Annotated in this window: 15 protein-coding genes; 8 read left to right on the top strand and 7 right to left on the bottom strand. The window is 65.3% G+C overall.

Going from position 1 to position 15,165, the window contains the following annotated elements:
* The first annotated feature begins 21 nt into the window (after positions 1 to 21).
* Complete coding sequence (gene katG / locus VFW69_RS09975) at positions 22 to 2,265, top strand: catalase/peroxidase HPI (RefSeq protein WP_526500671.1); 2,244 nt, start codon at positions 22 to 24, stop codon at positions 2,263 to 2,265.
* Positions 2,266 to 2,336: 71 nt separating this feature from the next.
* Here katG and VFW69_RS09970 read toward each other — a convergent pair whose 3' ends face one another.
* Positions 2,337 to 3,155 carry a glycoside hydrolase domain-containing protein gene (locus tag VFW69_RS09970; RefSeq protein ID WP_526500669.1) on the bottom strand — a complete coding sequence of 273 codons (819 nt, stop codon included), beginning with the start codon at positions 3,153 to 3,155 and terminating at the stop codon, positions 2,337 to 2,339.
* A gap of 317 nt (positions 3,156 to 3,472) precedes the next feature.
* Between VFW69_RS09970 and manT the strand changes: the two genes are divergently transcribed.
* Genes manT through mmpH form a run of 3 tightly spaced genes read left to right on the top strand, consistent with a single transcriptional unit; the run spans position 3,473 to position 6,538 of the window.
* Entirely contained in the window at positions 3,473 to 4,723 is a 1,251-nt protein-coding gene (gene manT, locus VFW69_RS09965) for an MMP alpha-(1->4)-mannosyltransferase (protein ID WP_526500667.1), read from the top strand.
* Entirely contained in the window at positions 4,717 to 5,475 is a 759-nt protein-coding gene (locus tag VFW69_RS09960) for a class I SAM-dependent methyltransferase (RefSeq protein WP_526500665.1), read from the top strand. The genes manT and VFW69_RS09960 overlap by 7 nt, the downstream gene beginning before the upstream one ends.
* Positions 5,462 to 6,538: an MMP endo-(1,4)-3-O-methyl-alpha-D-mannosidase gene (mmpH, locus tag VFW69_RS09955; protein ID WP_526500663.1), complete on the top strand. Its 1,077-nt coding sequence runs from the start codon at positions 5,462 to 5,464 to the stop codon at positions 6,536 to 6,538. The genes VFW69_RS09960 and mmpH overlap by 14 nt, the downstream gene beginning before the upstream one ends.
* Before the next feature lie 12 nt (positions 6,539 to 6,550).
* Here the strand turns inward: mmpH and VFW69_RS09950 are convergent, their stop codons facing one another.
* Complete coding sequence (locus tag VFW69_RS09950; protein ID WP_526500661.1) at positions 6,551 to 7,213, bottom strand: class I SAM-dependent methyltransferase; 663 nt, start codon at positions 7,211 to 7,213, stop codon at positions 6,551 to 6,553.
* Positions 7,214 to 7,338: 125 nt separating this feature from the next.
* Here VFW69_RS09950 and VFW69_RS09945 point away from each other — a divergent pair, with 125 nt between their 5' ends.
* The 3 genes from VFW69_RS09945 to VFW69_RS09935 all read left to right on the top strand — a co-directional run bounded on the left by VFW69_RS09945 (position 7,339) and on the right by VFW69_RS09935 (position 10,638).
* Positions 7,339 to 8,031, top strand: coding sequence for a cutinase family protein (locus tag VFW69_RS09945; RefSeq protein WP_526500659.1), 693 nt, complete (start codon positions 7,339 to 7,341; stop codon positions 8,029 to 8,031).
* Between the two features lie 236 nt (positions 8,032 to 8,267).
* Positions 8,268 to 8,909 (top strand): carboxymuconolactone decarboxylase family protein, encoded by a 642-nt coding sequence (locus VFW69_RS09940; RefSeq protein WP_526500657.1) that lies wholly within the window; start codon positions 8,268 to 8,270, stop codon positions 8,907 to 8,909.
* Between the two features lie 880 nt (positions 8,910 to 9,789).
* Positions 9,790 to 10,638, top strand: coding sequence for a glycoside hydrolase family 16 protein (locus VFW69_RS09935; protein ID WP_526500655.1), 849 nt, complete (start codon positions 9,790 to 9,792; stop codon positions 10,636 to 10,638).
* Positions 10,639 to 10,660: 22 nt separating this feature from the next.
* Here the strand turns inward: VFW69_RS09935 and VFW69_RS09930 are convergent, their stop codons facing one another.
* A complete protein-coding gene (locus VFW69_RS09930) occupies positions 10,661 to 11,503 on the bottom strand; it encodes a class I SAM-dependent methyltransferase (protein ID WP_526500653.1) in 843 nt (280 codons plus the stop codon).
* A 30-nt stretch (positions 11,504 to 11,533) separates the two neighbouring features.
* The gene (locus VFW69_RS09925; RefSeq protein WP_526500651.1) at positions 11,534 to 12,211 is read right to left on the bottom strand and encodes a hypothetical protein; all 678 of its coding nucleotides are present in this window, start codon (positions 12,209 to 12,211) and stop codon (positions 11,534 to 11,536) included.
* Positions 12,212 to 12,390: 179 nt separating this feature from the next.
* Here VFW69_RS09925 and VFW69_RS09920 point away from each other — a divergent pair, with 179 nt between their 5' ends.
* Positions 12,391 to 12,645, top strand: a complete 255-nt coding sequence (locus VFW69_RS09920) for a hypothetical protein (protein ID WP_526500649.1) — start codon at positions 12,391 to 12,393, stop codon at positions 12,643 to 12,645.
* A gap of 71 nt (positions 12,646 to 12,716) precedes the next feature.
* Here VFW69_RS09920 and VFW69_RS09915 read toward each other — a convergent pair whose 3' ends face one another.
* The 3 genes from VFW69_RS09915 to VFW69_RS09905 all read right to left on the bottom strand — a co-directional run bounded on the left by VFW69_RS09915 (position 12,717) and on the right by VFW69_RS09905 (position 15,151).
* Positions 12,717 to 14,171, bottom strand: coding sequence for an aldehyde dehydrogenase family protein (locus VFW69_RS09915; RefSeq protein ID WP_526500647.1), 1,455 nt, complete (start codon positions 14,169 to 14,171; stop codon positions 12,717 to 12,719).
* Positions 14,172 to 14,283: 112 nt separating this feature from the next.
* Complete coding sequence (locus VFW69_RS09910) at positions 14,284 to 14,694, bottom strand: VOC family protein (protein WP_526500645.1); 411 nt, start codon at positions 14,692 to 14,694, stop codon at positions 14,284 to 14,286.
* Positions 14,695 to 14,698: 4 nt separating this feature from the next.
* On the bottom strand, positions 14,699 to 15,151 hold the full coding sequence (locus tag VFW69_RS09905; protein ID WP_526500643.1) for a helix-turn-helix transcriptional regulator: 453 nt from the start codon (positions 15,149 to 15,151) through the stop codon (positions 14,699 to 14,701).
* Positions 15,152 to 15,165: the final 14 nt, after the last annotated feature.

The raw sequence follows: 15,165 nt of genomic DNA, 5'->3' as shown, positions 1-15,165 counted from the left end.
CCCACCCTCGAAAGGAATGCTGTGTCATCTGATACATCCGCCAGCCGCCCACCCCAACCTGACTCCGGGTCGGCTAGCAGCGGCAGCGAGAGCGAAAATCCGGCGATTGATTCGCCCACGCCGAAGAACGGCGCTCCACGAACCAATCAGGACTGGTGGCCCAACCAGATCGACGTATCGAAGCTGCACCCGCACCACCCGCAGTCCGACCCGCTCGGTGACAACTTCGACTACGCCGAAGAGTTCGCCAAGCTCGATGTCGACGCGCTCAAGGCAGACATGGTCACGTTGCTGACGACCTCGCAGGACTGGTGGCCCGCCGACTACGGCCACTACGGAGGCCTGTTCATCCGGATGAGCTGGCACGCCGCCGGCACCTACCGCATCCATGACGGCCGCGGTGGTGGCGGTCAGGGCATGCAGCGCTTTGCCCCGCTCAACAGCTGGCCGGACAACGCGAGCCTGGATAAGGCGCGCAGGCTGCTGTGGCCGCTGAAGAAGAAGTACGGCAACAAGGTGTCCTGGGCGGACTTGCTGCTCTTCGCCGGAAACACGGCTTTGGAGTCGATGGGATTCAAGACGTTTGGCTTCGCCTTCGGCCGCGAAGACGTCTGGGAGCCCGAGGAAATCCTGTTCGGTGAAGAAGAGGAATGGTTGGGAACCGACAAGCGCTACTCGGGCAAACGCGATCTAGCGGAGCCCTACGGCGCCACCACCATGGGCCTGATCTATGTGAATCCCGAAGGCCCCGAAGGCAAGCCAGACCCTGTCGAGGCCGCAATCGACATCCGTGAGACGTTCGGCCGGATGGCGATGAACGACGAGGAGACGGCCGCGCTGATTGTCGGCGGCCACAGCTTCGGCAAAACCCACGGTGCCGGTGACGCCGATCTGGTCGGTCCCGAGCCGGAGGCCGCCCCGATCGAACAGCAGGGGCTGGGCTGGAAGAGCTCCTTCGGGAGCGGCTCGGGCAAGGACGCCATCACCAGCGGCCTGGAGGTCGTCTGGACGCCTACGCCTACCAAGTGGGACAACTCCTTCCTGGAGACGCTGTACGGCTACGAGTGGGAGCTGACCAAGAGCCCCGCCGGGGCCTGGCAGTTCACCGCCAAGGATGGCGCCGGCGCGGGAACCATTCCCGATCCGTTCGGTGGGCCGGGGCGTGCCCCGACGATGCTGGTCACCGACATCTCGTTGCGGGAAAGCCCGATCTATCGCGACATCACGCGGCGCTGGCTCGACCACCCCGAGGAGCTGGCCGACGCCTTCGCCAAGGCGTGGTACAAGCTGCTGCACCGCGACATGGGACCGGTTACCCGTTTCCTGGGGCCCTGGATCCCCGAGCCGCAGCTGTGGCAGGACCCGGTTCCGGCCGTCGACCACAAGCTGGTCGACGATAAGGACGTTGAGGCCCTCAAGAGCAAGGTGCTTGCGTCCGGTCTCTCCACCCCCCAGCTGGTCAAGACCGCCTGGTCGGCCGCGATCAGCTACCGCAACACCGACAAGCGCGGAGGTCCCAACGGCGGCCGGCTGCGCCTCGAGCCGCAAAGGAGCTGGGAGGTCAACGAGCCTTCCGAACTGGACAAGGTGCTGCCCGTCCTGGAGCAGCTCCAGCAGGACTTCAACGCCTCGGCCTCCGACGGCAAGAAGATCTCGATTGCGGACCTGATCGTGCTGGCCGGTTCCGCGGCGGTCGAGAAGGCGGCCAAGGACGCCGGTTACGAGATCTCGGTGCACTTCGCCCCCGGGCGTACCGACGCGTCTCAGGAGGCCACCGACGTGGAGGCCGCCGCGGTGCTCGAACCGCGGGCCGATGGGTTCCGCAACTATGCGCGGCCCGGCGAGAAGGCACCGCTTGAGCAGCTCTTGCTGGACCGGGCCGCTCTGCTGGGCGTCTATGGTCCGGAGCTCACCGTGCTCATCGGTGGTCTGCGTGCGCTGGGCGCGAATCACGGCGGTAGCAAGCACGGCGTGTTCACCGACCGGCCGGGCGCGTTGACGAATGACTTCTTCGTCAACCTGCTCGACATGGGCACCGAGTGGAAGGCGTCGGAGACCTCAGAGAATGTCTACGAAGGACACGACCGGGCCTCCGGCGCGCTCAAGTGGACCGCGACCCCGAATGACCTTGTCTTTGGCTCGAACTCGGTGCTGCGCGGATTGGCCGAGGTCTACGCCCAGGACGACGCGCACGGCAAGTTCGTGGAGGACTTCGTCGCGGCGTGGGTCAAGGTCATGACCAACGACCGGTTCGACCTCAGGTAAGGTCGGGTCATCGATTAGAAGCGGCACCCCGCGAGCCATTCGCTCGCGGGGTGCCGTTCTTTAGGTCCAGGTCAGCGATCGAGATCCCACTGGCCGAAATCGGCGGCGAGGACATCGTCGACATCGACATTGATGCCGCCCAGCAGCGGGCCCGGATTTCCCGGGCTGTTGACGACCGTTTGGTAGAGCACTGCCGCGGGTTGGCGATCACCGTGTGACCAGGACCTCGTCTGCCATGCCCATTGGTGTCCGGCACTGGTGGACGGCCCGATGACGCCGTCTCTGATCGCCCACCCGCACGCCTGAGCATGCCCGTAGATGCCGGTGCGGCCCACGCCCAGCACCGAGTTGATCCCTCGAAACCATTGCACCGCAAGGCTATTCCAAGTGTTGGCGTCGATGTCGTCGTCGACGCTGAAAAAGATGGGGGCCGAGTTCGGGCCTCCCGCCGCGGAGTGCAACTGCATGGCGGTATGAGCATCGGCCGCGCCGCCGTCATACCCGCGCGTGAGATCCGACGGATCCGGCCAGCCGGGCTTGCCGTACTGGAAGTTGCTGACGATATGCAGCCCCGCCGCGCGCAGCGCGTCGGCGTAGTCCTTTGTCAGCGGTTTGGCCTCGAAGTTGGCGCCCGGCCGCGACAGCGATACGTAATTCACCACGCCGTCATAGCCTGCCGACTTGATCTCGTCGGGGGCGATCCTGCGCTCGGCGAAATCGATCAACTTCATGCCGGCGGCTGACGCCTTAGGGGCGCCGGGACCCGGGGCCAGCGCGCCCAGGCTCAGCAGGGCCGACGCAAAGGCGTAGGTGCCGGCGCATTTGAGGATGTCGCGCCGCGAAGGCGATCGCTGATCGCTGCGTCCACCCCGTCCCGCCGACTCCCGCACCGCGCGATGGTAACAAAAGCCTGCGGCTACTTTCGGCCGATCTGCGCCGGTCAGCACCGATCAACCCGGGCGCCGCGGGTTCGGAATCGACCGGTCGGGAAGATAGCGGCTGACCAGTGGCATGATCTTTGCGTGTCGGACATCCCAGGGGGCGCCTGCGCGCCGGACGGCGAATTTCCGGCTCGTTGCGTTCGATTAGGTGACCGAACTATAGTCTGGACACATGTCCAATTTGCTGTCACGGAGTTCGGGAGTCCGTTGACCGCGATGGATTCGGCCCCATTCCGCGGTCATTTTCCAGCAAAGAAGAGTTGAGTATGCGAATTGCCCTGCTGTCCTACCGTAGTAAGACCCATTGCGGCGGACAGGGTGTCTACGTACGCCATCTCAGCCACGGCCTGGTGGAACTCGGTCACGACGTTGAGGTGTTTTCCGGACAGCCGTATCCCGACCTGCTCGATCCGCGGGTCCGGCTCACCGAGGTGCCCAGCCTTGACCTCTATCGGGAACCGGACCCTTTCCGGGTACCGCGGCCGAGCGAGATTCGAAACTCCCTTGACCTCTTGGAATTACTCACCACGTGGACCGCGGGCTTTCCCGAACCGCGGACGTTCACGATGCGGGCGGCGCGGTTACTCACCCAGCGGACAACGGATTTCGACGTCGTTCATGACAACCAGAGCCTGGGTACCGGACTGCTCAGCATCGTCGAGGCGGGACTTCCCGTCGTGGCCACCGTGCACCACCCGATCACCCGCGATCGGGTGCTGGACCTGGCCGCGGCGCGCTGGTGGCGAAAGCCGTTGGTGCGCCGCTGGTATGGGTTCTTGGACATGCAGCAAGAGGTCGCCCGCCACATCCCCGACCTGTTGACGGTCTCGTCGTCGTCAGCGTCGGACATCATCGCCGACTTCGGGGTTGCACCGGAGCAACTTCATGTCGTGCCGCTAGGGGTCAACACCGACCTTTTCAAACCAGGATCCGGGGCCCGCAAGCCCGGCCGCATCATTGCGATCGCGAGCGCCGATACCCCGCTGAAGGGCGTCCGTACCCTGCTGCAAGCGGTCGCCCGACTGCGCGCCGTCCGGGACCTCGAGTTGCGGTTGGTCGCCAAGGTTGAGCCGAATGGCCCGACCCACAAACTCATCGCCGAACTCGGGATCTCCGACATCGTGCACATCACCAGCGGGCTGTCCGACGCCGAGCTGGCCGCCTTGTTCGCGTCCGCGGAGGTCGCCTGCATTCCCTCGCTCTACGAAGGGTTTTCGTTGCCCGCGGTGGAAGCCATGGCCAGCGGCACCCCAATCGTCGCCAGCCGGGTCGGCGCGCTGCCGGAAGTCCTTGGGACGGACGGTGCTTGCGCCGAGCTGGTGCCGCCCGCCGACGTGGATGCGCTGACCAGCTCGCTCGGTGAACTCCTGGACTCCCCGGAAAAGCGCCGCAGCCTCGGTAAGGCGGGCCGCACCCGTGCCGTCAACGTCTTCAGCTGGGAAGCCGTGGCCGCACAGACCGTGCGGGTCTACGAGCGGGCGATCGCACGCAACGCGCAGAGCGGAGTGCCATGCTGACAGTCGATTTCGACCGGCTCGGGATCGGACCGTCGACCAAGGTCATCGACGTCGGATGCGGAGCCGGCCGGCATGCGTTCGAAGCGTATCGGCGTGGCGCCGACGTCGTCGCCTTCGACCACGACGAGGCCGAATTGCGTTCGGTGGATACCATCCTGCGCGCGATGGGTGAAACCGGCGAGGCGCCAGCTGAGGCGTCGGCGAAAGTGGTCGTCGGTGACGCGCTGAATTTGCCCTACGCCGACCAGACATTCGACTGCGTCATCGCATCGGAGATCCTGGAGCACATTCCCCAGGACGACGCGGCGATCGCCGAGCTCACCAGAGTGCTCAAAGTAGGTGGCACGCTGGCCGTCAGCGTGCCGCGGTGGCTGCCCGAGCAGGTGTGCTGGTTACTGTCCGACGAATACCACAGCAACGAGGGCGGCCACGTACGCATCTACCGGGCCAGTGAATTGCGCGGCAAGATCCTGAGCGACGGAATGGAATTGACCTACACCCATCACGCCCACGCCCTGCACTCCCCCTTCTGGTGGCTCAAATGCGCTGTAGGCGTGCAGAACACCGACCACCGTGCCGTGACCACCTACCACAAGCTGCTGGTGTGGGACCTGATGCAGCGGCCAAAGATCACCCAGCTGGCGGAGTCGCTGCTCAATCCGCTGGTGGGTAAAAGCGTAGCCATGTACTTCGTCAAAACCCAGGAGGCGAAAAGCCAAGCGACTGAAGGGCATTCAGTTGCATCGGTCTAACGCGCCCGCGGTACCGGGGGTTCTGACTCCCGAGCAATGCCGACAGACCGCGCTCTCCATCGCCGCCGCACAGGAACAATCGGGTGCCATCCCCTGGTTCGAGGGCGGGCACACCGACCCCTGGGACCACATCGAGTGCGCGATGGCCCTCACCACCGCGGGGCTGCTGGAGCCGGCGCGGGCGGCGTTCGAGTGGAGCCGCCACACGCAGCGCCCCGATGGCTCCTGGCCCATCCAGTTTCGCGCGGGCGTCATCGAAGACGCCAACAGCGACAGCAACTTCTGTGCGTACATCGGCGCCGGCGTGTGGCACCACGTGCTGGTTACCGGTGATGAGTCGTTCGCGACCGAGATGTGGCCGGTGGTGCACAAAGCGATCGACTTCGTCATCGACATGCAGGTCGGCTATGGCGAGATCGGTTGGGCGCGAAGCGAAACCGGTGTGTTGCCGGAAGCGTTGCTGACCGGGTGCTCGAGCATTCTTCACAGCATCCGGTGCGCGCTCGCCCTGGCCGCTCTGGTCGGAGATCCACAGCCGGAGTGGGAATTGGCGCTGGGCCGCCTGGGTCACGCCATCTCCGCGCATCCCGAGGCGTTCACCGAAAAGGACCGCTACTCGATGGACTGGTACTACCCCATCCTCGGTAGCGCCCTGCGCGGTCCGGCTGCGGCCGCGCGCATCAGGCAGCGCTGGGATGCGTTCGTGGTCGACGGTCTGGGCATCCGATGCGTCGGCGACCGTCCGTGGGTGACCGGCGCCGAAACCTGCGAGCTGGTGATGGCGCTGGATGCCATTGGGCAGCAATCAGATGCTCACCGGCAATTCGCCGCGATGCAGCATCTCCGCGAAGACGACGGATCGTATTGGACGGGACTGGTTTTCGCCGACGGCAAGCGCTGGCCCGAGGAGCGCACCACCTGGACGGGCGCGGCGATGATCCTGGCGGCGGACGCCCTGTCGGACACCACTGCTGGCGCAGGAATCTTCCGCGGCGACGAGCTGCCCGTGGGCCTGCAGACCGACTTCGATTGCGAATGCGTCGCCACCGGCCCGGGCCGGTGACCTGCTTTTGCGCTAGATCCGTCCCCCCGGCTGGCCGCTGACGCGTTCGAGCAGCCTCAGCGATCCGGTCGCTGATACCTCCCGGAACTGTCCGGAATCGAGTGCGCGACAGTAGATGTAATACGGTGGCCGCCCGCCGTCCTTCGGGTCGGGAAACACGTCGTGGATGACCAGCGCCCCGCCGGTGTCGACCCACCTGGCCCAGCCGTCGAAGTCCTGGTTCGCGGCCGCTTCGCTGTGACCGCCATCGATGAACAAGAACTGCAGCGGTGCGCGCCACGCCCGCGCCACCAACGGTGACTTGCCGACAATGGCGACGACGTGGTCGTCCAATTGCGCGGTATCGAGCGCACGACGAAACGTCGGCAGCGTGTCGAACAAACCCGTGACGTCATCCACCATCGACGCGTCGTGATATTCCCACCCGGCCTGGTGCTCCTCGGAACCGTGATGGTGGTCGATCGTGTAGAGCACGCTGCCGGTTTGTTGCGCGGCCGCGCCCAGCAACAGGGTGGATTTGCCGCAGTACGTGCCGATCTCGACGCCGATTCCACCGCCGAGATACCGCAGCGCGGCGTCATAGAGCGCACGCCCCTCATCGGCCGGCATGAAACCTGGTACCTGTTCGGCCAGCGCGAACAAGCGCTCGGGCGCGTTCGCGTCGACGTGGCTCATCAGCTGAACCTATCGTCTCGCTCGGCACCGCCGACACCGTGGTCGTTGTTCGCGCTGAGCGATCAATCGCGATCTGTATACCGGCTACCCAGCGCTCGGAACGGGTTGGCTCTACCATCATCGGTGTGCGCGCCCTGCTTATCCGAAAATTTGCTGATGTTGGCCTTGCCCCGGTCATGGCCGCGGCCGCCCTGATGCTGCCCGCCGTGGTGCTTCCGCCCGGGACGCCGGGGACCGCGCCGCCGGCGGCGGCCGCGAACTGCCCGCCGGTACAGATCGTGTTCGCACGCGGCCGTAACGAATCACCCGGACCGGGTGTGCTGGGAAATGCGTTCATCAGCGACGTGCGAAACAAGGTGAACAGGACCGTCGGCGCGTACGCCGTGCAATACCCGGCCGACACCGAGGTCGCCCAGGGTGCCAACGACATGAGCCACCACATCCAGGACATGGCCAACAACTGCCCCGACACCCGGCTGGTCCTGGGCGGCTACTCGCTGGGAGCGGCGGTCACCGACGTCGTGCTGGCTGCACCCATCGGCGCGTTCGGTTTCGACAGCCCGCTGCCGCCGGGCGTTGATCAGCACATCGCCGCCGTCGCATTGTTCGGCAACGGAAGCCAATGGGCGGGTCCGATCACGAACTTCAACCCGACCTACAACGACCGGACCATCGATTTGTGCCACGGCGCCGATCCCATCTGCAATCCGGCCGACCCGAACACCTGGAAGGAAAACTGGCCGCAACATCTCGCGGGCGCCTACATCGACGCGGGCATGGCCAACCAGGCCGCGGACTTCGTCGCCGGCAAGCTCTGAGCGACGTCGGCGACGGCGACGCTGCTTGGCTGCCGGGCCAGCGCAAGCGGCGCTTCCCTCCGGCCAAAAGGTAGGGCTGCAACGGCTAGCGCATGCGCTAGTGGATTCGCCGCGCCAGTCGATGGTCGGCAGCGCGGTAGGCGGTCAGGCCGGTACGGTGCCGCAGCGGCAGAACCTACGATCGAAATCAATCTGCAGTATTGCCAGATCCGTGCCGTCAGCCGAGAGGAGACGCAATGCCGCGTCTGAAGCCGATCCCGCGGGGTGAAGTCAGCGACGGATTCACGCTGAAGATGTACGACTTCATGTTCGGCGAGCGTGACCCGGTAGCCGAGCCGGGCACTGTCGGTGGCACTCCCGGCAACTGGTGGACGGTTATGGCGCAGTCCCCCGCCGCCCTGCGCCATGCCGTGCGTGGCTTCCGCCTCTACCGCGAAGAGGTCTCCATCCGGGCCGATCAGCGTGAGTTGGGCCAGATCCGGGCGGGCTGGGTGGTCGGCAGCCAGTTCGTCTTCTCGCAACACTGCAAGGCATGCCGATCGGCGGGATTGTCGGAGGAGAAAATCGCGGCAATACCGTCCTGGGAGACTGCCGACTGTTTCGATCACACCGAGCGGCTGTTGCTGGCCTACGCGGATTGCCTTGCGGGCCAACATGGTCGGGTACCTGAGCGGTTGTTCACTCAGTTACGGGAAGTCTTCACCGATACCGAGCTCCTCGAATTCACTTACACCACCACCATGTATGTGATGCACGCGATCATGTCGCGGGCATTGCGGCTGGAATTCGACGACGTCGACGATCCGGTCGTCGAGGTTGACGACCCAGACGGCGGCGGCGTCCTCGACATCGGCGCCGCAACATCCGGGCGTGACTGACATGAGCGAACGCACCGCCGCTCGGAGCTGACAGACCGCCGTAAGATCGCGTCGCCGCGCCTGTCCACCCACCTGCCCGAACTCACCCGACGTTAGTGCGTTAAGCGCTTCCGTGACGGCGTTGAGCTGTCCCATCGATGGCCCGTCCGCGCCGCGCGCGCAGACCCGGACAAATAACCGCGCGGACCCGGGCAAATAACATTGCGCTGCCGAATCCGACGACGATTGCCGCTCGGGCAGCTGACGGGACGTCCTTGGACATCGGCGTCTCCCAACTAACGGCTAAGCGCAAGGTGGGTAGCACCGGGCAGACATGTAACGACTTGAGCGCTTATTCGGCCGATTAGTTAATTGCTCGCGCGTGCATTGTAAGCGGCGCCAAATGTGATTGGGATCACACGAATTTCGGCCGGCAATTCAGGCCGGAGTGTTGGTGCCCGAGTACAGCTTGAAGTCGCGGATCATCGGGCTGACCGGGCTGCCTGAGGCGGCTGCGCGCTGGCGGGCGCGGAAAGAGGGGTGGCGACGGATTGCTTCATTGCGTTCGCGGTCACGCCGCCGAGCTGCGGCCCACAGCGGATGGGACTGAAGGAAAATAACCGTGCCTTCTGATTTATTCGCCACGATCGTTAACTCCTCTCAGGCCACCCGCAAAAGCTACAACAGTGGTTATCGGATCGTGATTCCAGAATGCCCGCCGAATCCTGAGACCAAACCACCTGCCAAGATGAGAATTGGCCGTGAATTTGCGGGCGTAATCCGTTGCCACTGCCGTGCTGTCGTCCGTGCTGGCCCGACCGCGCTCAGAACCATAGCGAGGGCCACCGACAGAATTCCCGTTTTAACCACATGCATGATGGGCTGCTAAGGTCCCATGCTTATGCCGGAGATCGATCGCCGCCGCATGATTGTGACAACCGGGATCGGCGTGCTGGCAGCCGCGCTGCCGGCCCCGAAAGCCTGGGCCTACCCGCCCCGACAGGATGTTCCTGCCGGGCGGATACCGCCGCCCGCGGCGCCCGGCGGCCGGTCCGGGTCCTACATCTTCTCCGACGAGTTTGACGGTCCGGCCGGCTCGGCCCCCGATGCTTCCAAATGGGCGGTGGCAAAAGCCCGCGAGACGATCAAGGATCCGACCTATTGGGAACTGCCCGAGCACATCGGGCAGTACCGCGACGATCGCCGCAATGTGTTCGTCGATGGCAATTCCAACCTCGTCCTGCGGGCCGCCAAGGATGGCCCCACCTACTTCAGCGGCAAGGTGCAGAGCTTGTGGCGCGGCGGCGTCGGCCACACCTGGGAAACTCGGGTCAAGCTGAACTGCCTCACCGCTGGCGCGTGGCCGGCCTACTGGCTGGGCAATGACGATCAGGGCGAGATCGACGTCATGGAGTGGTACGGCAACGGCAGCTGGCCGGCGGCCACCACCGTGCACGCCAAAGCCAACGGCGGCGAGTGGAAGACCCACAACATCGCGGTGGACAGTGCCTGGCACACCTGGCGTTGCCAGTGGGATGAGGCCGGCATCCGCTTCTGGAAAGACTATGTCGACGGTGCGGCACCCTACTTCGACGTGCCGGCGAGTTCGTTGCCCGATTGGCCGTTCAACGGACCGGGCTACACGGTGTACCCGGTATTCAACCTGGCGGTGGCCGGTTCCGGCGGCGGCGACCCCGGGTCGGGAAGTTACCCCGCCGACATGCTCATCGACTGGATACGGGTCTGGTAGGTGTCTGAGAGCGCCCGAGCGTCTATTGGGTAAGCAGGGCAACGGCAGACGTGGGTTTGCCACCCGGACGGCGCAAATCGGATCGCAGCCAGGCAAGCGGGCGCATCCATACGGGTAAGCGGTGGAACCGGTTGGCGGCCACCAGCAGCGATTCCGCTTCGGCCGCTCGCCAACCGAGTTCTTCAAAGAAGGCCAGGCCGTTCTCGGGCGCGAACTTGAACGGGGCGTTTTCGTAAAGCCCGGCGACGTTCTTGTTGATCCGTTTTTTCAGGCCGGGAAAGGCGAAATCGAGCATCCACCAGGCGACCTCGGGCCGCTTGATCGCACCCGAAAGCGCCGCGATGTCGGAGGCCTCCAGGTACATAGACAGGCCCTCGGTCAGCACGAAGGCCTTCGTCGCGCCGTCCAGCGCTTCGTTGAAGAAGGCCTCTCGGGCGCCCGGGTCGGCGAGGTCAACCGCTATGCGGGTCAGCCGGCAGCGCGGGGTTTGATCGGCAAGTACTTGCGTCTTCTCCGCGAGCAGCTTGGGTAGATCGGCCTCGATCCAGGTGAGCTCGGACGGGAGGTCTAAGCGGTAGGGCCGGGCATCCAGGCCGGCAGCCAGATTGAGCACCCGGTCGCAGCCGTGCGCGAGTGCGTCGGCAATGGCATCGTCGATGATCTTGGTGCGTGCGACCAGCCAATAACCACTGCGATTCGTCCATGGGACGTTGGCGACGATCGCGCGCCCGTGTTCACCGGCGAGGCGCTCGGCGAGCGGGTCGCGGAACAGCGCATCGGGGCGGGCCGATTCGGTGGCCCGGTGTAACGCCGTCCACCGGGCCGTATCGGAAACATGGGTAATCGTGTGCCCTGGACCAGACATACGTTGCGTTATAGCAGTATCGCCGCCGCCCTACTGGCCAGCCCTGCCTCCGGCGAGCCATGCGGCGGTCACCGTGCGGGTTGCAGGCGGTGGAACGACGACGTCCGGTGCGCCGAGAGGCCCGACTTTGACAGTCCACACCGGCGATGAGCGGTCGATGCAGGTTCCCGCACCCTGGCTGGGCAGCCACAACACGGCAAGGTTGCTCCCGGCGCCGCCGCATCCATAGACGCCGACGTACCCGTCGGCACGCCCACCCCACGCGCCGCCGTTGCGTAGCAGGCAGTGCGTCCCATCGTCGAGGGCGAGCGCGAACGGGTCCGGATCGGCGGTCGCGTGCACGGGCGGAAGCTGACCATTGAACATCACCCGGTGCATCTGCAGGTCCCACGGATTGTCCACGCACAGAAGGGATCCCGGCGTCGAGGGCCAACAGGTGCCGGCTCCGGCCGCGCTCGGCGAACAGTAGTAGACGTTGTCAGCAACCGCCGACGGCGACGGCTCCGAGCAGTCGCTGGCCTGGCCTACGTTGCCCGGCCCGGATGCCACTTTGTAGCCGTTGATCGCTTCGCCGCCGGGCCCGACGGCCATCACGGTAATCACCTCGGTGGACGGCGGATCGGCGCCCGCGGGCCCGGCCGACGAGGTCGCAATCAGCGCAGTCAGCAAGGCGATCCAGACCAGCGCCATGCGGGGCACCACATTCATCGAGCCAGCCCTTCTGCACGGCCCCCTTTTTGCAGAGTAGAGCGCAAGTGAGACCCGGCGGCCCGGAATGGACAGGTCGGTTAGCGGCGTGCGGTTGGGATCGGTAGCCGCCGGGCGGGTCTGTACTTACCGCAACGACGCCGCCACCGAGGTGGCGCCCCAGGAAAGGAAGACAGCAAATGAACATCGTGCCGACCAGCATCCAAGAGCAGATCAACCGTGTCGATCGCCAACGGAGCCGGTACATCGGGATCAGCACCGGCCTGCTGGCGATCTGGAGCTTTTACCGGCTGATCTGGATGCTCTATATCGGAATGACTTTCGGCTGGTTTTTCGGCGCGATGGCTTTCCAGTTGGTGCTCTGGGGCGTGATCGGCACCGCCGCCGCGGTGGCCTCCGTCGGGTTCCTTACTCGCTACAACAAGGGATCTTGACTCGTCTGACGGCCGTCGGAGAAGTCCCGGACCTGGTGGGGGCCGGGACTTTCCGTTGTGAGACAACAGGTCTAGAGCTGAGCCCAGACCGACTTCGTCTTCAGGTAGATCTCGAGGCCCTCTTTGCCGAACTCGTGACCCCAGCCGGACTGCTTGTACCCGCCGAACGGCACATCGTGGTCGAAGACCAGCTGGCAGTTGACCTGGACGCTGCCGGCCTGCAGTCGCCTCATGATCCGGTGGGCCCGGCCGAGGTTCTCCGTCCAGGCGGTTGCCGCCAGGCCGTAGGTGGTGTCGTTGGCCAGGGCCACGGCCTCGTCTTCGTCGTCGAACGGCAGGATGGTGACCACCGGACCGAAGATCTCCTGTTGGTAGAGCCGCATGCTCGTGTCGACGTTGGTGAGCACCGTCGGGTGGACGAAGTAGCCCTTGCGGTCCAGGCGGTGGCCGCCGGTGACCACCTCGACACCGTCCTTCTTGCCCTCGTCGATGAAGCCCATGACCCGGGTCAGCTGTTTCTGGCTGATCAGCGGGCCGCTGACGCAGCCCTCCTCGCTGGGTGCGCCCAGCTTGAACGAATTCGCCATCATCGCAATGCCTTCCACGACCCGGTCGTAGACGCCGCGCTGGGCGAAGATGCGCGACCCGCACACGCAGCCCTGGCCGGAGTGCACGAAGATGCCCAGCGACGCCATCATGATGGCGCTGTCCAGGTTCGCGTCGTCGAAGATCAGCACCGGCGACTTGCCGCCGAGTTCGAGCGTGACCTTCTTGAGGTTGTCCGCCGAGGCCCGCACGATTTCCTTGCCGACTTCGGTCGAGCCGGTGAAGGCAACCTTCTGGACATCGGGGTGTGCGGTGATCGCGGCGCCCGCGGTGTGACCGTAACCGGTCAGCAGGTTCACGACACCCTCGGGCACGCCGGCCTCGTGGACGAGCCTGTCCAACAGCAGCGCCGAGAGCGGCGTCTCCTCGGCCGGCTTGACGAGCAGGCTGCCGCCCGCGGCCAGGGCCGGGGCAAGCTTCGCGCTGGCGTTGAAGATGGGACCGTTCCACGGGAAGATCAGGCCCACAACGCTGTATGGCTCTTTGAGCGTGTAGGCGTGCATGTTGACGTAGTTGTCGGTGGCGATGCCGTCGGTTTTCACGTCGTATGCGACACCGTTGATCTTCGAACACCAACCGGCGTAGTAGCGGAAGAACTCCGCACAGGTCGACATCTGCAACTGCGCCTGCAGCAACGGCATGCCGGTGTTGAGCGAGTCGAGCTGGGCGAACTCCTGGGCATGTTCGTCGATCAACTCCCCGATCCGCCACAAAATCTTGGCCCGCTCACGGCCCGGAAGCTCTGACCAGACACCCGACTCGAACGTCTCCTTCGCCCGCGCGACGGCCTCGTTGACCGCCTCTTGACCGCAGTCGGTGAATTCGGTGATCGTCTCCTCGGTCGCGGGATCGATGACCGAGATGACGTCACCCGTTCCGGGGCGCTTGCGAATGTCGTCCAATACCGCCTGCACCGTCATCTGATCCCTTTCGTATTGCCAGTCGTGGCACCCGGGCGCCTAGTGCGCTCAGTGCTGAGCACTTGCTTAGCATTGTGCACACGACTGGTCAAGCACCCGCACGCGGATCGGCTCAGCGCAGCTCTTGGATGCGAATGAGGTTTCCCGCGGGATCGCGGACGGCGCAGTCACGAAGCCCGTATGGCTGGTCGGTGGGCTCTTGGACGACGTCGACATCGCTGGCCTGCAGCCGTTCGAAGGTGCCGTCGAGGTCCGTGGTGGCCAGCAGCAGCGTGGCGTAGCTGCCCTTGGCCATCATCTCGGCGATGGTGCGGCGCTCGTCGTCGGTGATGCCCGGGTTGGCGGCCGGCGGGTTCAAGACGATGGACGTGTCCGGCTGGTTCGGCGGACCGACCGTGATCCAGCGCATCGTGCCCTTGCCGACGTCGAGGCGAACTTCGAACCCGAGGACGTCGCGATAGAAGGCGAGCGACGATTCCGGATCCTCATGGGGAAGGAAGCTCGAGTGAATGGTGATGTTCATGCGGTCAGGCTAGGTGCGGTCCGACGGCAGATGCTTCTCGATTCCTGATCGGTCTCGTCACCTGTTTGGCCACGCATGGCGGCATGCCCGCCAGCGCGTCAGCCGATCGGCGGCGGTACGTGCTGGGCGGCACACCGACCAATTCGGTGAATCGGGTGCTGAAGGTGCCCAGCGACGAGCAACCGACCGCGAAGCACACCTCGGTGACGCTCAGGTCGCCGCGGCGCAGGAGGGCCATCGCGCGCTCGATGCGTCGCGTCATCAAATAGGAGTACGGCGATTCGCCGTAGGCGCGCCGGAATTCGCGGCTGAGGTGGCCGGCGGACATGTGCACCCCGCGCGCGAGCGCTTCGATGTCCAACGGCTGGGTGTAGTCCCGGTCGATGCGGTCCCGCACCCGGCGCAACAGGGCCAGCGTGCGCAGGCGCTGCACCGCCGAGTCGGATGTGTTGGTCACCTCGGGTACCGCCC

The organism is Mycobacterium sp., from assembly GCF_036273375.1.
GTDB lineage: Bacteria > Actinomycetota > Actinomycetes > Mycobacteriales > Mycobacteriaceae > Mycobacterium.
This window is presented reverse-complemented; position numbering and strand designations above follow the sequence as displayed.